Origin of the sequence: Rhizobium sp. RCC_161_2 (genome assembly GCF_041355235.1) — a bacterium.
Lineage (GTDB): Bacteria > Pseudomonadota > Alphaproteobacteria > Rhizobiales > Rhizobiaceae > Rhizobium.
In genome coordinates this window covers 201753-221922 of sequence record NZ_JBFUPL010000004.1, presented here as the reverse complement: position 1 = coordinate 221922, position 20170 = coordinate 201753, and the positions used below count along the sequence as shown (strand labels likewise).

At 58.0% G+C, this 20170-nt stretch carries 28 protein-coding genes, 1 tRNA gene and 1 pseudogene; 8 read left to right on the top strand and 22 right to left on the bottom strand.

The window, feature by feature from the left end:
* Nucleotides 1-6: 6 nt before the first annotated feature.
* The 22 genes and pseudogenes from AB6803_RS12775 to AB6803_RS12670 form a co-directional block, all read right to left on the bottom strand.
* Nucleotides 7-759, bottom strand: a complete 753-nt coding sequence (locus tag AB6803_RS12775) for a hypothetical protein (protein ID WP_371109533.1) — start codon at nucleotides 757-759, stop codon at nucleotides 7-9.
* Between the two features lie 13 nt (nucleotides 760-772).
* Nucleotides 773-1921, bottom strand: coding sequence for a DUF2213 domain-containing protein (locus AB6803_RS12770; protein ID WP_371109237.1), 1149 nt, complete (start codon nucleotides 1919-1921; stop codon nucleotides 773-775).
* A 2-nt stretch (nucleotides 1922-1923) separates the two neighbouring features.
* Entirely contained in the window at nucleotides 1924-3795 is a 1872-nt protein-coding gene (locus AB6803_RS12765) for an anti-CBASS protein Acb1 family protein (RefSeq protein ID WP_371109236.1), read from the bottom strand.
* Nucleotides 3796-3801: 6 nt separating this feature from the next.
* On the bottom strand, nucleotides 3802-5247 hold the full coding sequence (gene terL / locus AB6803_RS12760) for a phage terminase large subunit (protein WP_371109235.1): 1446 nt from the start codon (nucleotides 5245-5247) through the stop codon (nucleotides 3802-3804).
* Nucleotides 5192-5701, bottom strand: coding sequence for a DUF2280 domain-containing protein (locus tag AB6803_RS12755; protein ID WP_371109234.1), 510 nt, complete (start codon nucleotides 5699-5701; stop codon nucleotides 5192-5194). Before AB6803_RS12755 ends, terL begins: the two co-directional genes overlap by 56 nt.
* 21 nt (nucleotides 5702-5722) lie before the next feature.
* A complete protein-coding gene (locus AB6803_RS12750) occupies nucleotides 5723-6343 on the bottom strand; it encodes a putative metallopeptidase (RefSeq protein WP_371109233.1) in 621 nt (206 codons plus the stop codon).
* Between the two features lie 267 nt (nucleotides 6344-6610).
* Nucleotides 6611-6682, bottom strand: a tRNA-Gly gene (locus AB6803_RS12745).
* A 108-nt stretch (nucleotides 6683-6790) separates the two neighbouring features.
* Nucleotides 6791-7342, bottom strand: coding sequence for a DUF6362 family protein (locus tag AB6803_RS12740; RefSeq protein ID WP_371109232.1), 552 nt, complete (start codon nucleotides 7340-7342; stop codon nucleotides 6791-6793).
* A gap of 236 nt (nucleotides 7343-7578) precedes the next feature.
* Nucleotides 7579-7815 carry a hypothetical protein gene (locus AB6803_RS12735; protein WP_371109231.1) on the bottom strand — a complete coding sequence of 79 codons (237 nt, stop codon included), beginning with the start codon at nucleotides 7813-7815 and terminating at the stop codon, nucleotides 7579-7581.
* A gap of 53 nt (nucleotides 7816-7868) precedes the next feature.
* A complete protein-coding gene (locus AB6803_RS12730) occupies nucleotides 7869-8363 on the bottom strand; it encodes a helix-turn-helix domain-containing protein (protein ID WP_371109230.1) in 495 nt (164 codons plus the stop codon).
* Between the two features lie 41 nt (nucleotides 8364-8404).
* A complete protein-coding gene (locus AB6803_RS12725; protein WP_371109229.1) occupies nucleotides 8405-9211 on the bottom strand; it encodes a hypothetical protein in 807 nt (268 codons plus the stop codon).
* Complete coding sequence (locus AB6803_RS12720; RefSeq protein ID WP_371109228.1) at nucleotides 9208-9582, bottom strand: RusA family crossover junction endodeoxyribonuclease; 375 nt, start codon at nucleotides 9580-9582, stop codon at nucleotides 9208-9210. The genes AB6803_RS12725 and AB6803_RS12720 overlap by 4 nt, the downstream gene beginning before the upstream one ends.
* Nucleotides 9579-10385 carry a hypothetical protein gene (locus AB6803_RS12715; protein ID WP_371109227.1) on the bottom strand — a complete coding sequence of 269 codons (807 nt, stop codon included), beginning with the start codon at nucleotides 10383-10385 and terminating at the stop codon, nucleotides 9579-9581. Before AB6803_RS12715 ends, AB6803_RS12720 begins: the two co-directional genes overlap by 4 nt.
* The gene (locus AB6803_RS12710; RefSeq protein WP_371109226.1) at nucleotides 10382-10570 is read right to left on the bottom strand and encodes a hypothetical protein; all 189 of its coding nucleotides are present in this window, start codon (nucleotides 10568-10570) and stop codon (nucleotides 10382-10384) included. Before AB6803_RS12710 ends, AB6803_RS12715 begins: the two co-directional genes overlap by 4 nt.
* The gene (locus AB6803_RS12705) at nucleotides 10567-11832 is read right to left on the bottom strand and encodes a site-specific DNA-methyltransferase (RefSeq protein WP_371109225.1); all 1266 of its coding nucleotides are present in this window, start codon (nucleotides 11830-11832) and stop codon (nucleotides 10567-10569) included. Before AB6803_RS12705 ends, AB6803_RS12710 begins: the two co-directional genes overlap by 4 nt.
* Nucleotides 11829-12029 (bottom strand): hypothetical protein, encoded by a 201-nt coding sequence (locus AB6803_RS12700; protein ID WP_371109224.1) that lies wholly within the window; start codon nucleotides 12027-12029, stop codon nucleotides 11829-11831. Before AB6803_RS12700 ends, AB6803_RS12705 begins: the two co-directional genes overlap by 4 nt.
* The gene (locus AB6803_RS12695; RefSeq protein WP_371109223.1) at nucleotides 12026-14275 is read right to left on the bottom strand and encodes a DNA cytosine methyltransferase; all 2250 of its coding nucleotides are present in this window, start codon (nucleotides 14273-14275) and stop codon (nucleotides 12026-12028) included. The genes AB6803_RS12700 and AB6803_RS12695 overlap by 4 nt, the downstream gene beginning before the upstream one ends.
* Before the next feature lie 41 nt (nucleotides 14276-14316).
* On the bottom strand, nucleotides 14317-14712 hold the full coding sequence (locus AB6803_RS12690; protein WP_371109222.1) for a hypothetical protein: 396 nt from the start codon (nucleotides 14710-14712) through the stop codon (nucleotides 14317-14319).
* Nucleotides 14713-15089: 377 nt separating this feature from the next.
* Nucleotides 15090-15287, bottom strand: coding sequence for a hypothetical protein (locus AB6803_RS12685; RefSeq protein WP_371109221.1), 198 nt, complete (start codon nucleotides 15285-15287; stop codon nucleotides 15090-15092).
* A 154-nt stretch (nucleotides 15288-15441) separates the two neighbouring features.
* Nucleotides 15442-15759: a hypothetical protein gene (locus tag AB6803_RS12680; protein WP_371109220.1), complete on the bottom strand. Its 318-nt coding sequence runs from the start codon at nucleotides 15757-15759 to the stop codon at nucleotides 15442-15444.
* Nucleotides 15760-16163: 404 nt separating this feature from the next.
* Nucleotides 16164-16397 (bottom strand): annotated as a pseudogene (locus AB6803_RS12675) (DUF2312 domain-containing protein); the annotation flags it as partial.
* A complete protein-coding gene (locus AB6803_RS12670) occupies nucleotides 16394-16594 on the bottom strand; it encodes an XRE family transcriptional regulator (protein WP_371109219.1) in 201 nt (66 codons plus the stop codon). The pseudogene AB6803_RS12675 and the gene AB6803_RS12670, both read right to left, overlap by 4 nt.
* A gap of 76 nt (nucleotides 16595-16670) precedes the next feature.
* Here AB6803_RS12670 and AB6803_RS12665 point away from each other — a divergent pair, with 76 nt between their 5' ends.
* From AB6803_RS12665 to AB6803_RS12630, 8 genes are all read left to right on the top strand, one after another.
* Complete coding sequence (locus AB6803_RS12665) at nucleotides 16671-17462, top strand: S24 family peptidase (protein ID WP_371109218.1); 792 nt, start codon at nucleotides 16671-16673, stop codon at nucleotides 17460-17462.
* A 20-nt stretch (nucleotides 17463-17482) separates the two neighbouring features.
* A complete protein-coding gene (locus AB6803_RS12660; protein ID WP_371109217.1) occupies nucleotides 17483-17803 on the top strand; it encodes a hypothetical protein in 321 nt (106 codons plus the stop codon).
* A gap of 72 nt (nucleotides 17804-17875) precedes the next feature.
* Entirely contained in the window at nucleotides 17876-18280 is a 405-nt protein-coding gene (locus AB6803_RS12655) for a hypothetical protein (protein ID WP_371109216.1), read from the top strand.
* Nucleotides 18281-18290: 10 nt separating this feature from the next.
* Nucleotides 18291-18524, top strand: a complete 234-nt coding sequence (locus AB6803_RS12650) for a hypothetical protein (RefSeq protein WP_371109215.1) — start codon at nucleotides 18291-18293, stop codon at nucleotides 18522-18524.
* A 127-nt stretch (nucleotides 18525-18651) separates the two neighbouring features.
* Nucleotides 18652-18840, top strand: coding sequence for a type II toxin-antitoxin system HicA family toxin (locus AB6803_RS12645; RefSeq protein WP_371109214.1), 189 nt, complete (start codon nucleotides 18652-18654; stop codon nucleotides 18838-18840).
* Between the two features lie 13 nt (nucleotides 18841-18853).
* Nucleotides 18854-19291, top strand: coding sequence for a type II toxin-antitoxin system HicB family antitoxin (locus AB6803_RS12640; RefSeq protein WP_371109213.1), 438 nt, complete (start codon nucleotides 18854-18856; stop codon nucleotides 19289-19291).
* Between the two features lie 286 nt (nucleotides 19292-19577).
* Nucleotides 19578-19919 carry a hypothetical protein gene (locus AB6803_RS12635; RefSeq protein ID WP_371109212.1) on the top strand — a complete coding sequence of 114 codons (342 nt, stop codon included), beginning with the start codon at nucleotides 19578-19580 and terminating at the stop codon, nucleotides 19917-19919.
* 5 nt (nucleotides 19920-19924) lie between these two features.
* On the top strand, nucleotides 19925-20170 hold the full coding sequence (locus tag AB6803_RS12630) for a hypothetical protein (protein ID WP_371109211.1): 246 nt from the start codon (nucleotides 19925-19927) through the stop codon (nucleotides 20168-20170).

Here is a 20170-nt window from a genome sequence, read left to right as displayed (position 1 = left end):
CGCGGATTAACGCAGCTTCAGCGAGACTTCGACAATGTCGCCGTCTGCACCGCTGGTGTCGAACGTCGCACCCGGAATCCGGATATGCGTCGTGGTGGAGGTGTAGCGCTTGGTGGCCGGGTTCCAATAGACATCGCCACCATCGGCCACGGCCGCGCCGGCAGTGACGTACATCTGGCCCATCGTCATGAAGGCGCCGGTGAAGTACTGCGGATAGCCGTCGACTAGCGTCGAGCCAGGCGCGACCGGAGGAACTGCCGGGTTCAGCACAGCGAGACCGATGAACGTGCCGTTCGCCGTGAGGGCGACGGTGATGTCGAAGGAATCGCCCGCAGCGAAGTCGGTAGCGCCGTCAGCAAGCGTGAAGGCCAGCCCGCCAGCAGAGAAGGCAGCGGCGACATTGCCGTTGTCGACGAAGACGCCATCCGGGTCGGAGACCTCAAACGCCCCGGCATTCGCAGCCGGCGCGATGATGACGAGCTTATAGACGCCCTTCTTGGCGCCAGCAGACACCGTGACAGCTCCCATGACGCCATTGCCGACGTTGCCAGAGCCTGCGGCACTCGTAGCGGTACCGGCGAAAGCGCCGCCGGCTACAGCGCCGTGATCGCTCGCGCCGCGGAATGCAGGCTGACCGAACTCAATGCCGGCGGCCGATTCAACGGTGCGAGAAATCTTGTTGCACTTCTCCTCGTTCGCGATCTGACCTGGCAGGCCTTTCGCGGGAGCGTTTCCATAGGTGGTCTGGTACGTTGCCATTGCAGCGTCTCCCTTAGTTGGCCGTTGCGGCGGTCTTGCCGAGCTTGAGATCGGCGACCATCAGCGTGTAAGCATCGGCCACGTCCTTGTCGGCGGTGAGCGGAGTGTTGATGCCATCCTTGACCGTGGAGGCGAACGGATCGGCGCCGGCCACTTTCTTGGCGTCCTCGACGAGGATGTCGAAGCGGGCATCAACATAGGCGTCCGGCTTCCCGGCAATGGCCGCGTCACCGAGCTTGGCAGCAACAACCGCCTTGCGGATGGCTGCATCGGACAGGCCTTCAACCTTCACGTCCTTTGCGATGGTCTTGGCGACCGTCACGAGATCGGCGCGAGCCTGGACGCGCTTGTCGAGATCGGCGTCGGAAAGCACCTTGGCTTTCATGGCGTCGATCTCGGCGTCCTTCTTGGCCAATTCGGCATCCTTGGCAGCGATGGCCGCCAGATGATCCTTGGCAGCGTCGGCGAACTTGGTGTTGGCATCAGCAAGCCGCGTCTGCAGCGTTCCGATAACCACGGCGCCCTGGTCGGTTACTTCAACCGGGATGCCGTCGACGGTAACCGTCTTCAGGGTCATGATCTTTTCCTCTTCAGGGTTGTGATCAGTGGTGAAAGGGCTGATGCCCCAAGCTGCCACACCGTCGCCGATGCGGACTTTCGAACCGGCTCGACCGCGCTGCACGACGGCAACATGGTTGATCCGGATATTCTTCTGGATGGCGTCGAACTCTTCACCGCTGGGCGTCTTACCCGCCGTGAAGTCGAGATCGCAGGTATATCCGGCGGAAAGCTCTTGCTTGCCTGCCTCGATATCCTTGATGGCGGCCTCGTCACTGACCATGAGCGGGACGCGGATGAAAATGCCCTCACCCGAGACTTCGTCGCCGGTCTGGCCGACCGAATACTTCTTCCAATTGTCAGAGGTTACCATCTCGGACGGATGATCGTTCGTCACTGGGCGGTGCGCCGCGCTCTTCATGGTGTCATCGCTGAACACCTCGGAGCCGGGCCGATAGACCTTGACCATGGCCATGTCGGGCTTCCCAACCTCGGAGCCGAGATAGCTCTGAACGCCGGTGCGGGCGATGCGGGCGTCGGCGACCAGATAGCCGTCATCACGCCGGCGCGTTCCCGCGACGGTTACATCGTCGGTGAAGTTCATGGTCATTCCTCGCTGACGCCCATTTCCCAATCGCTCTTCACCTCGGCGAAGAGCTCGATGCCAAGCTTGATCGCGCCGCGATACGGCTCGACCTTGTCGACATCGACGTCGCCGGGCTCATAGGTGATCGTGATATGCGGCGCATATTCCGGATAGGTCGGCTCAGCGCCGATGCGCTTCAGTTCCTCATGGCGCCATGACAACGCGGCCGAGGAGAACTCAAGCACAATGGCACCTTGACCGAACTGCGAGACGACGCGCGGGCCGCCGGGCGGGATGACGAGCGTTCCGTCGGCGTTCCAGCTATCTTGACCGGCCCGCATCCAATCGACAGCGGTCGGCGAATACATAATGGTCACATGCAGATCATTAGCTGGGAGCGTGATCGTGAAGCCCTGCCCTTTGGCCCATGCAATGATATCGGCTGCGTTGGTCACCTTGCGGCTGACATAGAGCGTCCGTGGAGCGGCGTCCGCTGCCTGCTGGGTGTTGGCGCCCGGCTTCGGCTGTGTCGCTGCCTGTGCAGCCGCAGCGGCGGCAATCTCCTCTTCCGAAGGCTCTTGCTCGCTCAGCTTCCCGTATTCTTCAATCGCTGCTTCGAGGCCAGGCAATGAGCCATCCTCGACGAAGGTGTTGACCAGGGCGTCCGACAGCGCATCGCGCGGGATGATCTCCTGTCCGGTCCCTGATCCGACGAGGGTACGAGCTGCCGTCGCCTTCGTGTTGAAGATGTCGGCCTTCTCCTTCTCGCTCATCTGTTCGAGAGGTGCCCAACTGTAATAGATGTCCGGGTCGCGCGCGCCAGTGGCCGATCGGATCAAGCACTCGTCGAGGCGCGTCATGGCCGGCGAGAGCTCAAGCTCCTGCATCGACTGGATGCGATCATGGTAATTCTTCATGTCGCTGTCGCCGGTGGAGTTGAGGCCGGCGGGCGATTGACCAAGCAAGCGCGTCACCGGGATATCTGCGGCTCCAGAGACAATCTGCATGAAGGCCATTAGAATGTCGGTGAGGCCTGCCATCGCGGCGGTCTTGCTCTCGTATTCCTCTTCACTATCGAGGATCAGCGTCCCGTTGATGCCCTTTATCGTGTTCGCCAGCGTATAGCGGCGGAGAACTTGATCCTCATATGCCTGGTTGCCGAGGTTCGCGCTGAACTGCGGAACCTTGATGATATCAATCTTGGCCTCAAAGATCAGCGAGGCGATGTTGCTGGCCGTGCTGTCCGCGTTCTTGATCGCGTCGAGCGTGGCGGTGAGAATGCTCTCACCCCAGCCTTGGGTCAGGGCAAAGTTGAATTCCTCATCCGGCGCCATCGCACCGTTCAGCACGACCAAGCGTGACGGGTGGACCGTGAGCTGCGTTCCGTTGGCGCCGCTGACCGTATAAATCTTCGGCTTGCCGAACCATTCGGACGATGGGTCTCGGTCGATCTCCCCCGCAGCGATCTGCCGACGCGTCATGACCGTGAGGTACTTCAGGCCAGCTTTGACGATGCGATCGGTATCCAGCGGCTGCGATGGGTCGGCGTCTCCGGTCCCGATATAAAGCGCTGCGCCACCGAACAGCCGGGCCTTCTTATAGGCTTCCAGCACCTTTCCCTTGACGTTGAGGCGCTTCTCTTCGGCCTCTATCGTTTCGATCTGGTCGTCCTGGGCCTGCCAGTTCCGCCACTTGCGGCAGCTGTCCAGCGCCGGGATATCAACGATCTTGCGAGGCAGCCAAGAACCGCGATAGGCGGCGATGATCTGCTCGTCCGTCATGAACGGCTGGGTGTAGAAGGTTGTCGCCGCCTTGTCGCGGCTCGTCCCCATACGGGAAACCAAGCTCGTCAGGCTGTCGCGCATAAGCGATATGACGTTGGTGTTTCCCATGGGGCCTCAGAAGTTATCGAAGGAGAAGGACGAGCCAAGTGCCAACTCGTTCAAGGCGTCTGCGAAGGCGTCGACTTGGTCATCGAACTGCGCCGACGGGAAAGCACATACCTCGTCGAGGAATGCAGTGTTCCAATCGCCGCGGATCAGCTTGACGTTCCCAGCTTCAGCCTGAGCCGATGCCGGCCGTGCCCGCGTAGCCTTATCACCTGTGACCGTAGACACCTTGACGGGATAGCCGGCGAGGAGCTTGACCTTGTTCTCGGCGTCTGACTTACCAGCCGCGCCAGGATCTTGAGGCATGCGGATCGTAACCGTGCCGCCATCTTGCGAAGCCGTGTTCTTCAGGTTTTGCTCGACAACGCTGGGAGACCAGCGACCGCGAGTGACGGTTTCGACGTAAAATGTTCCCTTTGCATATGCCATGCGCAGCCCGACGGTCCAGTCTGGCTGCTTGCCAGGCGTTTCCTTGGACGCTGCGAAATCCCAGGCTCTGCATCGACGTGCGCCAGCGGGCACCGCTTCGACGATCTCGAAGTCTCCACGTTGGAACATGCCACCGGAGCGAGGCGCTGGCCGCTGCTGGAACTGACCAGCCACAGCATAGGAGCCCATGGTCTTCTTGAGGTCGTCAACCTGCTCGCGTGCGAAACGCTCTGGAAAGAGCAGTTCGTCTTCATCGGTGCGAGGATCCGAGAACCCTATGACCGTATGGCATCGCCTTGCCGGCTCGAATTCCATTGGCAGGCAAAGGTGAACGTAGTCCAGCCCTTTCGCCAGGATGATTCCGGACGGGTCGCGATCGTGCAGGCGCTGCATGATGACGATCTTCGCCGACTTCTCGTTGTTCAGGCGCGTCGGTAGCGCTTCTGTGAATGTAAGCTCGGCTGCCAGAAGGGCAGCGTCAGAATTGGCGTCATCAACCGAGAGCGGATCATCGAGAATGATACGATCGCCGCGCGAGCCGGTCATCGATGTGAAGGCCATCGCCTCGCGAAAGCCTGTAGCGTCGTTCTCGAACTTGGTTTTTGCGTTCTGGTCGCCGGTTAGAGTCACCGGCCATCTGGATTGATACCAGTCCGACTTGATCAGCCGGCGGCACTTCATGTTGTCGCGGACTGCGAGGTCCTGCTTATGCGATGTCCCGAGATAACGAAGATCTGGCCGCTTGGCCGGTCCCCATTCCCACGCCGGGAACAGCACGCCAGTTAGCAGCGACTTCATGCAACCTGGCGGGACATTCATCAGAAGACTGAGGATATCCCCGCGATGGACTGCTTCGAGGTGTTCGCAGATCGCATCAAGCGACCAACCCCACTTCAGCTCCGCTGCGGGCTCAAGGACATGCCATGCGCGCTTTACGAAGCCGGCGAAGGATCGGGCACATTCTCGCCGCTCAATCTCCAGTTCGATTTCGGCCAGCGGCGGCAGATAGAGTTCGATAAGCTTCAAGCTCTTCATCCGTCATGCTCGCCAAATCAAAGGATGCAGGTTTCGGCGTCATGCTTCCGTCGCTGGAGATGTGATCGAGCTTCTGACGATTGGTGTAGCTGTCGCCGACCTCTTTTGCCGCCTGCTCCAAAAGGTTCGAGGCGAGCACCATATTGCCCTGCGTTTCAGCTTTATCGGCCATGCGCTGAAGGGCGCGTAGCCGAACGGCGCGATGGCTGATGCCGATCGAGGCAGTGTCCTCAAGGAACGTCTTGCGAGTTTCCTCGAACAGCGATTTCCAGCGAAGGGCAAGATTACGCCCGGCCTTCTTTGTCGGATCGTATGCCTCGACCGACTGCGGCGTCAGGCTGACGTTGAACTCTTTCCTGAGTGCAGCAGCGACAACCGACGGGGAATCGAAGCATGCAAGCGCCTGAACGGCATATGTTTGCTGCTCGCGGTTGAGTTTGGCCATACTTCAGGGAACCATCAGGTTTTAGGCAACGCGCAGATTGCATGTGCCGCATGCATGATCAATGCGAGCGCGGGCGATCTCTGGCGGCCGGTTGGCTGCGTCGACCATCTCGCGGACGCCGGACGCATCTGCGCCATATCGACGGACAACGCCGATGAACTGTTCGACGTCATGTCCCCGAATGGTGAATACCGGCAGACCGCTGAACTTGCTGAACTTCGGCTGGCCGAAATCGTCAACGTCTTGGGCTGCATGGTACAGCTCATGTTCTACCAGAGCCATGAACTCAGCATCTCCGCACTGGCGGCAATACTCAGCATCGAGCGTGATGATGAAATCCGGTGTCGAGCCGAACCATTCGATCACCTGCTGCTCAGCGCGAGCGCGGGACCATTTGCCCATTGCGCCTTGAGGCTTTCCCTCTTCGCACTGGCCTATGACGCGCTTGCCCTTGCGGTTGTTCTCGACGGTCGTCCAGAGGTAACCGATATGGGCTTCGGCCAGGTGCTCGTGATCCGGATTGTGGACTGTCGAGGCTTCATCGAAGAATGTCGCCTCTACCCACGAGGCGACATCTGGCGCGGGAATGAATGCTGTGGCCGTGCCGACGTCGAATAGGCTATCGGGCGGCACAGGGCGCATGTCACTCTCCAAACGAAAACCCGCCGACCGGGTGACAATCCGGTGACGGGCTCTCTGGCGCTAAACTGGTTGATGATGGTGATAACGCGCCGCACCGCATTCAGGCCGAGGCCTTGGATCTGGGTTTATCTTTCCGCCGCCATCGCGACGCCAACTCTATTCGGCAGTTGGCGGCCTAGTGCCACCGGATCATGTCCAATGGCACACTCTGCTTCCCGCTATATCCTAGCTACGCTGCAGCGTAACCGATCACGATGGCAGAGATCTTGGAGCGGCGACCCGGAATCGAACCGGGCTTATTAGCTTGGAAGTCTAAGACCTCACCTTGAGGATCGCAGCGAACAAAAAACCGCCCGAAGGCGGCTTGATTTGGTGATCTTACGCAAATCACCTGATTCTATAGGCAAATAGGCCACATATTGCCAAGTTTGCCAACCATTTTCTCTATCATGACGCCATTTTCTTAGGGTTATTCACTGCTATCCACGCATCAGTGATTGCTTCCTCGAAACGTTTGCGTGCCGTTTCGTCGCTGCGGCCGATGTATTTGGCGATCAGGCCGAATGAAACATCGAACGAACGCCACCAGAGTATCTGCCACGCCCTCTTGTCGAGGTGCCTGATCCATGACAGGGCCGTGAGGCAATCCGACACGTCCGCCGGCGTCGGGTTGAAGCGCGGAACGATGTCGTTGTCCTGGTCATAGGCATCCATGTATTCCCGCACGTAGTCGGGCGACGAGGACTTGACGATGAAGAACCGTTTCTCGCGATCAGGCAACGCTCGCAAGGTCTTCATCGCCCTGATGACCCTCTCCTGCACATTAGTCCTGGACACCCGCGAAACTGTGGCGATAGGCGGCGCAGGCCGGCGCGGCGGTTGCGGTGCGAGACGGTGTTTTGCCGTCACCTGTCGATCGTCTTCCGGCAAAACCTTCTTGCCTGGACCCGGTAGTCCACCCTTGATTTTATTCTCTCGCTTCTTCCTGATCTTCGCCATTTCATTGCCCTCGTGTTCGAGCCGCCGCTCGGTTCAGTCCTTGCTTTTGAAAACTAGATCGCCGTCAGCATCCATGTTTGGCGCACTTGGCCATCCATGCCGCTGGATGTCGCGGGATCGAATAGCCCGCTTCGCCACGATCCATGGCGCCTTCCAGCCGTAATAGAGGCAGCAGATCACGATGAAGAATGTGAACGGGCTTTGAGCCGCAATCTTCAAAACGAATTCCCAGAATGTCATCGCCCCGCCTCCATCATCGCCCCGTTGCGAAACAGCTTGTCAGCCATCGCGAACTTCGCCTCCTTGACCGACGGCCCGTCGAACACTTCGCCGCGGATCTCACGACCATTCATGAAGGCCAGTATGTGTTTCAGGCACTCTTCAGCAGCTTCGCCTTTGCTGCCGAACATCTTCGGCTTGCCGCCGGCGTCCATGATCGGAGACGGGTGAGCGTCCCGGCACAGGCGCGTCATGGCCCAATACCGTCCGCTCGGGAGCTTGTGCGGATATGCTGCGTATCGATTGGTCATGCAGCACCTCGCATCGCTTCGATCTTGCGGACGGCATGAATAATTGTCGTGTGATCCTTGCGGAACCATCTGCCGATCATCGGAAGCGATAGGTCAGGACGCTGGATAAAGACCTCGAACATGGCCTCTTGCCGAGGCTTGACGACCTTCCGTGTGCGCCGGCTGCTCTGAACGTTGGCGATGGATACGCCTGGATAATTTGCCAACACCTCCAACACGATGCTGTCGATCGAGCGTCGAACCTTCCCGCCCCATTCCGATGCAGGACGTGCCGAGCCGGACAGCGAGAACGAGCTGATAGACATCGACACACGGTATGCGACGACATGAGCGTCGAAGTTCAAATTGATCTGCTCCCACAGCGGAAGCTTTTTGGTGACGAATGCTTCGGCCGCTGGTTTGGGCGCGGGCAGAAGTGCTGACTTCCTCATCTTCGCCAGCCGTCCCGCAATCTCGAACCGCTTGCGGCGTGCCTTGGCCTCCTCGATCATCTCGGCGCCTGTCTGGTATGTCTTGGTCTCGAACTGGATGTTCATCTCTCGAAACTCCGCTTTGATCGCCGTAACTCGTCGGCTAGGTATTCTTCTCGGGATTGTGGCTTCTGCAGGTGGGATAGGCCGATGGCTTTTGGCGCCGGCTTGTCAGGAGGTTTCAGCTTCGCCAGTCGGGTCCACATGCGCTTTCGGAGATAATTGGCGGCTGAGCAGATCGCCGTGCGGCCGCCGCCCTTAGCGGCATCGACATAGGCTGAGGATTGTTTTGAAGCTTCCGACCGATCCGCCTCGCTCAGCTCTCGCCATGCTGCTAAAGCGTCATCATCGTTATCACTGGCAGCCGAAGGCCAAGAATTAAACCAATCAGAAAATTCGCCGCGCTCGCGCGTTTCTTTTTCAAATGGTTCTGAACGAAGTGAAGAACTATCTGTATCTGTATCTGTATCTGTATCTGTATCTTGGGCCGTCACCTCACCGTCACGTGACGTCACTCCACCGTCACGTGACGATTTGAGACGATCACGGTAACGCTTTTGCCGGTCTTTAGATTGGTCACTTTCAAACTGGCGGTCGCTCCATCGAACCACAGCGCCCTCAGAAAGCCGCCCCAAAGATACCAGGGCAGATAGAATATTCTCGATGTCATCTTCACCGACTCGCAAAAAGTAAGCCGCTTCTCCGGCGTCAAAGTCGAATCTTCCACCATCATTCACCTCACTTGCGCTTTCCAAAATCGCGCCCCAAACCCAAACCACACGTTCGACCGGCTGCTTCGATCGAATGGCGGCGCTGACAAGCTTCTCGTCGCGCATCATGCCGGCATAGTGGCGAAACCATCTGCTCATGCCGCGTCCCTCACGGTCACAGTGCATGGCACACCCTCATTCACCCATCTGGCATGAAGATCGACCACGCATTTATCGTTGGAAATTGTTCCGGTAGACTCTAGAAGGTCCAGAATGCCCTTCAGGATGTTGTCGATATCGCGGCCCTTGTTCGCGCCGCGATAAGCCTGGATAGTCACTGCCACATCGCCAGCGAACCGGCGGAACTTGCCTCCTCGGTTGCGCTGGGCAATCAGCATCCAGCCGGCTTCTTCGATCCAAGTCTTGTATTCGACCGATCGGCGCATGGTGAACCCGCGACCCTGATAGAGCTTCCAAAGGGATGGAGGCATAGGCAGATCGAATGTAATCTCGCGAAGGACTTCGCTCATGCGTTCTTCCTCTTCGGAAGATCGACGCCAGCCTCTGACAACACCTTGCGAATGCGGTTTCCAGAATCCTCTATCATCGCCAGCATCGATATCGGGCTTGACCAACTCTCGTGAAGGCCGAGCTTTGCGGTAATGGCGACAGCCTTGCAAAGGGCCTCGATATCCCAGCTATCCAGATTGTGTCCGTATGCGGCTTCCATGGCATGGAGGAGCTTCAGCGCGGCGTCGCGGCTACCGCTGCGGCGCCGCACCTCGTCCTCGATATCCTGCTTCTTATCCCGATCCCAGCGTTCACGGGCTTCGGCCACGGCCTTGTTGATAGAGGCTGTGTCTAGCTGACCGGCGCGGCGGACGAGCGCAGCAACGAAGCCGGCGGTCAGCGGTTTGGCTTCGAGCAAAGGTGCTTGCCGTGCCTTCCGAATGACGCCGTCCTTGAACCAATAAATGCCCCAAGTCGCCTGAACCTCATCTGGCTTGACCATGTTAGCCGGGCATACGAGCGACCACCGATGGCAATACTGCATGATCGGCATGGCCTTCTCAGGGTTCTTCATCTCGTTAAGGAAGTCCGATCGGCTGACCTTGACCTCAAAGCCATGGATCTCGTGGCCGGTAGAAGGCCAAACACCCATGGCAATCGCATCGGCATAGCTCTTGATGCCGTATCCGGTTGCGTTGGATACCTCGAAGAATGTCTGGTAAGCTGGTGGCGCGAAGATATCACTGATCGCCTTTTTGACGTCCGATGACGTGACCTTGCCTACCGGCTGGATATCAGGCTGAAATAACGCGGCGTCTGTCATACCGGCCTCCTCGCGCGTATCTCGCGCAGCTCGGAACGCACCCGCTCATTGCGAATCCGGTTCTCGTATCGCTTGTTCAGCTTTTCGTTGATGAGGCGGTCGACTCTGCCAGGGGGGATGCCGGTTTCTTCTGCTATGGTTTCGACGTCAGGCCCAAAGAGCTTATATGCTTGGGAGAAGGTCATGCTGCGCTCCCTGCGAAGAGAGGGCCTAAATCAACTTCCTTCGGCTTCTGCGGGACGCGCCATTCTGTTTCGATCCGCCGGCGGGTAATCTCGGCATATTCAGGGTTCAGTTCGATCAGCGCCGCGCGCCGGCCGTGGCGAAGGGCGACGAGCGCGGTTGTCCCTGCCCCGCCGAAAGGATCAAGCACCAGTCCGTCCTTGGGGCATCCGGCGAGAATACAGCGCTCGGCAAGCTCTGGGGGGAACGTGGCGAAGTGGGCTTCGGAGAATGCTTGCGTGGCCATCTCCCAGACCGACAAGGGCGCCGGTTCATAGTTCCGAAGCAGTCGCCCGTCGCCGCGACCGAGTTCGTCCAGTCCCGTGTGATTGATGTGTCCTTGATGACGGGGCGTGACCTCAATCATCTTCCCAGCCTCGCGACCGCGACGATGACGGGAACCGTGACCACCCTCTCCGGTGTCCCAGCCATCAGGCATCTTGACGCGCTTGTTTCCGGTCACAGTGCGCGGGCCGGGCTTCCCGCCGACATAGGAGCCGCCTCGAAACGTTGCCGCGTCCTCATCCTGGGTGCGGCCCTGTTTCACGGACTCCGCGTCATAGTAGGAGCCAAGGCGCATCCAACGCGCACCATCTCGGTTTGGATCGGTGATGAGCGCGCACCGCTCGGAGAGATCGGGAGCGAAAGAGACTTCGCCGGTATCGCGAGCGCGCCAGACATCCGCATCGGCGGACTTGGTGAACTTGAAAATCTTCTCATGAGCGGTCGATGGCCGCTGATTGCCGGAACTGTCCGGCATCGGATTGGACTTGCCCCAGATGATCTCGCTGCGAACCCACCAGCCCGCATCCTGCAAGGCAATCGCCAAGCGGTTCGGGATCATGCAGAGGTCTTTCGACTTCAGGCTGCCACCGATGGTCGAAAAAGGCTTGTCACGGAATGTTCGGTCATCGTTTCCCGCTGCCTTCGTATCGGCCGCGCTGCGTCCGTTTGGCGTCGTGGCGTAGCAGTCGCCATAGTTGACCCACAGCGTTCCGGTTGGCTTTAGGACACGCTTGACGGCCTCGAATACCTGCACCATGACGGCCAAGTGCTCGGCAAGTGTCGGTTCAAGCCCGATCTGGCCTTCGACGCCGTAATCGCGTAGACCCCAATACGGTGGAGACGTCACGACGCAATCGACGCTATCAGGCGCCATGAGGGCCATCTGTTCAAGGCAATCGCCAACATGAAGGGTGACGCGACCGTCGAGGAACTGGATCATGCCGCCTGCCCTTTCCGCTCAAGAGCCTTCACGTAGGCAGCCTTGATCTCGTCAAACCGAGCGATGTCGTATTCCTTGGCGGCTATCTCGCCTTCAGGGCGAGGACGCTTGCTCTGACGGCCATGGTCGTCGAGCCAGGTCATGGCGCTGGCTATGCGCTTGTCGAGCCAGGAGATCATTTCAGTGGGTTCGGTCATTCAGCAGCCTCGCGATATTCGACGAGGTGCTGGCAGTTGGCGGCAACGATGGCAGCGGCGACTGGCGGCGACACGGAGTTGCCGACGCAAGAGACTTGGACGTTCTTCGGGAACGGTCGCCCATCGGCATCCGCATCGATCTTGTAATCCGCCGGGAAACCCTGGGCCGAATACAGCTCACGGGGTGTCAGCATCCGCATGCCGATGTCAACGATGACGAACTCTGCTTCACCAATGGTCAGGGTGACGAACTCTCGATCATCCCAGAAACCAAAGGAGCGCAAGAAGGCTGCGACTTCGCGGGCGCGCTCGTGCTGGTCAGGAGTGAACGGCGGCGCGCTGATCTCCGCCTCGACATGACTGAACCGTGGCTTGGTCGTGATGGTGTGGAAGGGCTCGTCTTCTGGCGTGTCCTGGTCGGAGCCGTAATAGGCATGGAGATGAGGAGCGACGAGCGCTGATTTGTTGACGCCAGCGGTGACGGTTGCCGACGGCTCATCGATGCCGTGGCCGATCGATGCGCCGAATTGGCGGGAGATGAAGGCAGTAACCGGGCTTTGGGTGCTTCCCTTGCCGACTATCGTCGACAGAGGATCTCGCGCATCATGCCCAGGCTCTTGATAATTATTCTGCGCAAGAAAACCGACAACGGTCTGCTGCTGGGTGCCGGTGGCCGTGATCGTCGCTAAGGGGTCATCTGCCGACCTGCCGGGGCGCGTGGCTTCATGCCCATCTTTGCGAGGGTCGCCGTTGTGTTGCGCAACAAAGACCGCAGCCGTGCAGACGTCAGCCTTTGCGGTCACAGTTGCCATAGGCTCGTGGCCGCCACGCGGACGGCTTTGTCCAGCGCGGCCACCGCAGCCGACAAGCGTCGGGATGATTACGGCGTTCTGGTCTTTCTTGCTGGCCGTGATGGTGTGATGCGGATCCTCTACCGACCTGTTCGCGCCGCCCTGCTGGGCATAGGTTAGAACGGGGGCGACGAGCGCAAGGCCAGCGCCGCCGGCGGTAATCGTGTGTGCCGGCTCATCAGCGCCATTGAACGGCTTGCCGGAATTCCGCATGGTCATGAGGTGAGGCGCAACAACAGCGTGCCTGTTCTCGGTCGTAACCACCCTCACCGGCTCTTCAGCACTGGCCGAGCGATCCTTGCCACCAGCGCCGGGACCGTAAAAAGCCGAAAGGCTTGGAGCGATCATCCCGATAGGCGCAGCGCCGCCAGGCTTCTTGATGTAGCTGTTCGCGGTGATCGTCGAGACGGGCTCGTCCATGGCGCTGCCAGTCGCACCGGTGTTGAAGCGGGTGATCGAAGGAGCGACGACGGCGTGCTTGATACCGCCGGCAACGACGGTACCAAGCGGGGCTTCTGGATCCAAGCAGCGGGGCTCCTGCCCTTTGCGCTCCCCATAACCGGTCTGAACAAGGAACGGACGTGCAGCGTCCAGAACGTAGCGTTTAGTGCCCCGCGCTACGCGGGCCATCGTGGCATCGGCAAGTGGACGGATAGCGCGAAGGCCGAACTTCCCCATGATCTCGCTGGACGTATCGAAGATCGACGGGCAAGGAAGCGACCAATCGATGATCTCGGCAGCGGTGCGCCAAGAACGTTTCTTTCCCGATATGACGTCGCGGTCGGTCGGTGCGCCGTGCGTTGGCTCCGGCCAGACAATAGGCTTCCCGTCGCGGCGAGCGATGACAAAGAGGCGCTTGCGGATAGTCGGAGCGCCATAGTCGCAAGCCCGAAGCTCGCGGTGCTGCAGCTTGTAGCCAGCCGCCTTCATGGCCTTGCACCACTTCTGGAACGTCTGACCCCGACTATCAGGGCAAGGCATCAGACCCTTGTCGGTCTCGATCAGTGGACCCCATTCCTTCCATTCCTCGACATTCTCCATGATGATGACGTCGGGCTTGGCGCGCTGCGCCCAAAGGACGATGACCCAAGCGAGGTCGCGGATATTGCGCTCGACGGGCTTGCCGCCCTTGGCCTTGCTGAAATGCTTGCAGTCAGGCGAGAACCAAGCGAGCCCGACATGCTTGCCGGCGACGTGGTCGAGAGGATCGACCTTGAAGATGTTCTCCGACAGGTGGAGCGTCTCGGGATGATTGACCGCATGCAGCGCCAGGGCGTCAGCATTGTGGTTGATGGCGATATCAGGCGAGCGGCCCAAGGCCATCTCGATACCGGTTGAAGCACCGCCGCCACCTGCAAAACTATCAACGATCAGCGGCACACTGTTCTGCGTCATTCGCTCAATCCCCCATGATCCATTCAGCCCTATCGGCCCACTTATTCGCCCGAGCCCGCCACCGGTCGGCCAGCCGAGCGCGCAGCGAAAGCGGCAACCTTTTTGTCCAGCGCAGCCAGACGGGCGCGTAATTCCTGTTGCTCACGATGGGCCTCCTCGATGATCGCTGCCCGTAGGGCATCCATTTCGTCGCTGTCGATACGTCGCGCGGTGCCTTCCCAAATCGATCGGGCGCGGCGCGGCGTGAATTCTTTTTCAACGCGCGGAGAAATGAACCGCACTGCGTGATAGAAAATGTTGTCCAGCTTGCCGAACCGATGGGTCGGCCAAGCGTCCTGCATCAATACTCTGGCTTCTACTATCGAACTCATTACCTTGTTCCTGCTGGTCTTTTTCTTGGGGCGATGTCCCAAGTTCTCCTGTTCGAAACCCAACACCTTGTCGTCTCCGTGCTTTAGGTTGGCTCTTGTTCAAGGAGCTACAGATGCACAGGACCGAAGATAATCAGGGTGGAGACGGCGGCCTTCCAGGGCCTTCAATCTCCACCCACGGCCCGCCTCGGGAGCAAACCGTCATTCCATTTCGCAGAGCTAGTTCCGCCGCCTCGTCTGGCTCTGCTGCTGGCGACGATCCGCTGTCGTCGCCAGCCTCATTCGAAAGTCTCGGAGCCGTTACTCAAGCCGTCGTCATGCGGCTGGCGAATAAGCGTATCCGGCTAAAAGTTCTGGTCCCGGCCACCGAAAATTCGGAGGACGAAGGCCGAGACCAGTCTTGAGCGCGCGGAGCTTGGGAGGGGGACGCGCTCAATTGAAATTCAAAAGTCCTCGCGGCGAAACTCGTCCTCGACCGCGCGAATGTGGAAGTGCTGCTGATCGCCTTCCGATGCGCCGGCGGTGTCGCTGGCATCTCTCGGCTTGATCTTGGAAATCGCGATAACCATGCTGCCAAAGAAGGCGCCGGTGATGATCGTGATCAGGAAAGGCCCGACCATTTCGTGGAGAAGGTCAATCATGCTGCCCTCCGATTCCGGATTTCTTCCGGCCGAACATCCATCATGCATTCTTCGCAATGGCGCTCGATCTGCTCAGCGATGGACAGTGGCTTCCAGCATTTGGGGCAGCCGATGTAATGGCTTGGGAGTGGTTTGTGGTTTGGATCTGAGTTTGTCATTCGGCAGCCTCGCGCTTGATATTGAGGCGATCAGCGACGACCGGATGATTTTGAAGGAGCCACGCATGATGATCGTGCTCGCTGTCATCCATGAACTGGAACCAAGGGTAATCCTCAAACCAGAGGTCATTCAGTTCGGCATATGCATGGGCGGCAGCATGGCATTCCATATGGGTGTAAGTGCCGAATGGCTCGCCTTCCCAAATCCCAAAATGGTATTGAGCCGGAGATCCGACATCTATTTTTCTGTTGCATTGCTCGCAGACATGAACCTTGCGAACTGCCTTGATCTGGCGATTGGAAAGAGTGCTCATGCCACTTCCCTTTCCCGCATCGCGACCTTGCACGAGTGGCAATGGTCAATCGTGCCGCTTCCGCACATCTGCGGGTTTCGGCAGTTCGGGCGGAGGATGATGGCCGGTGCGACCTGAACCGAAGCACCAGCCCGTGCTGCGAACGACTGATGAGCGGTTACATGATCGCCTCCTGTGTTGGCGGCGGCGCTGCCTGTGTTGGTCTCAGCTGGGCTTATGCGCTCGACGCTGGGGGCTTCGGCTTCGCCTTGAGAGGCCGAGGCAATTTCGGTGTGCTTGTGGACGATGTTCAAACCACCGTCGGAGCGTGTGACGCTGACAGGTTCGTCGCCGAATTCGCCCGTGATCGGGTCAAATTCTTCAATGTTTTCTCGTGTGCGAGCATGCACAAGGTTCGTCCCGTGGACAGCATCCCAATAGGTATCGAAAACCGCGTCCTGCTCTTCGCGCTCGTTTTCATCGAGCTTGCGCTTCGAGACGACCTTCTTGATCGCCTTCACGTCGAAGCCATTGGAGCGGGCTTCCTTGTAGATGTCGGACTTGTCGGCGTTCAGGTCAGCAATCTCGGATTCAAGACGCTCTACACGCTGAACGATAGACTTGAGCTGATCGCGGGCAACGTTGTGAACGTCGGTCATGCTGCCACCCCAGACTTGGCTTGGAAAAACGAAGACGGGGGCACCGCCCCGCCGGTGGCGGAGCAAATCTCTTCAATGACGCTCTTGCTCAGATTTTCACCGCGCATGTACCGGTGCACTTGCGCCCGGCTCTTGCCCAGCAATGCCGCAAAAGCTGTTACAGTGGTGTGCTCGTGGATGTAATCTTCAAGGGTCATGTAGCAATTACTGCTACACTTTACACAAGATGTCAACGGCACTGTAACATTTTATGGCATAGAAGATGCTGCAAAGATGGCGGATAAAATCGCCATGACAAAGAATTGGCTCGACCCCTTCATCAAAGCATCAAAAGTTAGCTCACAAGAGGAGCTGGCGGATCTGCTTGACGTGTCTCGCGCGACAATCAATCGCCTCGCCAACGATCACACGAAACTTAAGCGTGATCGGGCGGAAGCCATGGCCCCTCTACTGGATGTTAGCGTCAACGACTTAATGCTGAACCGTCTCCCCGGCGGCAAGAGTAAGCTGATACAGAGTTTCGATCCGGACGAACCAGAGGCCCGGACAGAAGATCAGCAAATGACAATCGGCGCCGAGACGGGCGTTCGCGGCGTGCCGAGTGACGGGTCACCTCAGATCGATGCGACTGGCGGCATGGGAGGCGGTGGCCTCGCTATAGTCTCGGAGGGCGTTCCGGGTCGTCATGGGATGACATTCTCCGCGGACAATGTTCGCGACTATTGGAGATTGCCGCCAGCCTTACTCGTATCCCTTGGGCTTGCGGCACAAGATGTTGCTGTTCTCCCTGTACAGGGGGACTCTATGCTGCCGACGCTGAATGAAGGCGATGTCGTATTCATTGATACCCGTCACCGCTGGCCATCGCCTTCGGGACTGTACGCTGTACTCGACGAGATTGGTGGCTTGGTCGTGAAGCGGCTTGAGATTTCGAGCCAGCCAGGGGCGGAGGAGCAGATCGTATCGGTGATATCTGATAATCCTCGCCACAAGCCGAAGGAATGGCGGGCCGAAGATCTCTTCATCGTTGGTCGCGTCCTTAGAAAATTCGGCGTCGTGAATTAAGTCTTATGTTGGGGGATTCCATGCGGCGACTTTTCGGGTTTGTTTTTGTGCTTTGCATCGCGCTACCTGCGCACGCTCAACAAGTGGTAGATGGGTCAGATAAAAATCTTGACCAAGGGGTGATTAAGTCGATCTTCTCATCCTTGAGATCGGTTGTTGCTGACCCGTTTTCAGCGCAAATAGCTGACTTGAAACAGGCTAAAAACCGCCCGGAACTTTATTGTGGGCTCATCAACCTGAAGAACGGTTTTGGGGCTTACACCGGGTTTCAAGCGTTCGGATATAACAGCCAGTACAGCAATATTCTTTTAGGTCAAAATCTATCAGATTGCATGCAGTAAAGAAGGGATGGCCGTCATATGATTGGTGGCTAACGGCGCGCGGCATCGCTTTCTAAGTTTACAGGAAACCAGATGAAACGAATTTTGACGGCCGCACTCTTATCTGCTCTGGTTGGCTGTTCGAACAACCCAGACACCCTTGCGCAGAACAAATATAGCGCCAACACAGAAAAATCTTTTCCGGAGAATTATCAGGCCCTGTATCGGAAGATTCATGATCCGGCCTCTCGCTGCCTTGTCGGAAGCCCTGGTGTCGCGACCCAACTTATATTGGATGCTCAACTCTATCCCGATCTCGGCTTTGGCGAGATTTCATATTCGATGAGCAGTATCTATGGCCGCCATTTCTTCTGGAAGGCCAAGATCGAAAAGGCTGGGTCAGGCAGCAAGATCAGCGTTGTCTCCGGGAATTCCTTGTCCAGAGATAAGGATATCCGTAGCGTACTTCGCTGGGCCGATGGCGATATGAACTGCTGAAGGAGAACGCATGGGCCAGAATGATGCCATTCTATCCGCCGGCGCGGTGGCGCTTTCCACGGCCGCCACGGTCGCCGCGCTGATTGCGCAACTTCGCCGCATGAACGTTCTCACCGAGCACATGGAACGGGAACTCTATGAGCATGCGCTCTTGATGCTTGAGGAGAGCCAGGGCGATGACGACAGCGGCGTGTTCGCTGCGGCTCGTGAGTTGATCGATGAGCATTTGAAACCTAATGCATAGGCGGAGATCAGGGTTATTTGGTGTGAGTGATACTGGAACGAAAATATTTATCTGTTTGTTAATTAATAGTTAATTTTCGCTCAACACTTATGTTGACTTCAACAGAAGTGTTGAATACGATATATCAATGAACACAAGCGAATTTCGGCGATGGCTCGCCAAACAGGGATGCACGTTCGAAAACCATCGCGGCGGGAGCGGTCATGTTACTATTTACCGCGACGGAAAGAAATCCCAGCTTCCTACACATGGTGGGAACAAAGAGCTGGGTCCAGGCTTGATTAGCACAATCAAAAAGCAGCTTGGCTTAAAATAAGAGAGGATGAGAGATGGCTTGGTACAAACTGGCTCTTCAGCCAGACGGTGATGTATGGCTGGTAACTTCACCCGATTTCGAGGAAGTTGTCTCCTTTGGGAAAACTCAGGAGGAAGCTTGCCGTAACGGTCGCAATGCCATTGAAGAAGCGATAGCCGCACGCATTGCCGACGGCGAAGATATTCCTTTTCCTATGAAGGAGACGGACGGTAAAGGGCGGTTTGTCGAGGTGCCGATGATGGTATACCTGAAATCCGCCATTTACATGTTAATGCGCGAAAAGGGCTGGACGCGTGCTGACCTTCAGCGCGCATTAGGTTGGAGTCATCGAGAGCAGATTGATAGACTTTTCAGACTTGATCATCAAACCAAGTTGGATGCTATTGAAGACGCATTCAAAGCTTTGGGGGTAACTCTCACAATTGATACCCCTTTTAGCCATGCTGCTTGAGATCCGCTTCGGCGGGTTTCTTTTTGCGCGACACACGTTTCGATCATCGAAACCCTTCGGTCTAGAGTTTCGATTTCTTAAGTCGCCAGCTTCCATCACCCTCCCCCAGCCCGCCTAGCGCGGGCTTTTTTGTGCCTGGTCGCCGATCTCCCGCGCTATTTTTTTGCTACATTTCTCGGGTTCATCAAATATTTTGCATCATTTTATGCTACATAACAGTTGACAGTGTAGCATTATCTGTTACATTTATCCTCATACCAAGCCAACCGGCAATGAGGACGAGACGATGAACATCGCGGCAAGACAGTTGAACGCCGACGCCATGCGTCAATACGTCCAGATGCTTGACCAAGTGATCGAGAAGATCCGCGATCTGCACCGCGTCGGCAAGGATGCCCCGAAGGCTTCGGCTCGGTATCTCGAATACATCCGACGCACTCACGAGCTTCGCCAGCAGGCCGAAGAAATCGGTGCGGCTGGTCCGCTCTATCGCATCGTCGAGCCCCGTCCCTTCCATACCGGCTTTGTCGGCCTCACCACCGAACAGGTTCGTGAGCGCGAGTGGAAGGGCGCCTTCAATCATCTCGGCCCGGTATCGGCCTATCCCTACTCAATCGCAGCGGAGTGATCATCATGCACACCAAATACCTGCACGGCCGCACAGAGGCCCACGAAATCGAGACGCGCCTCAACGTCGCCTATTACCTGTCGTGCGCCGGCAAAGCCTCAGAAGCACGCGGCCACTATGAGGGCGCTCTGAACGAGTTTGAGCAGTTGGCCGTCCGCCTTGGCTACCGCGTCGAACGCATCGCTGATGAGCCGGCCCGCGTTCCCGAGATCAGCCCTCGCGGCTCCGTTCACTCTGTTGCGGCTGAATGA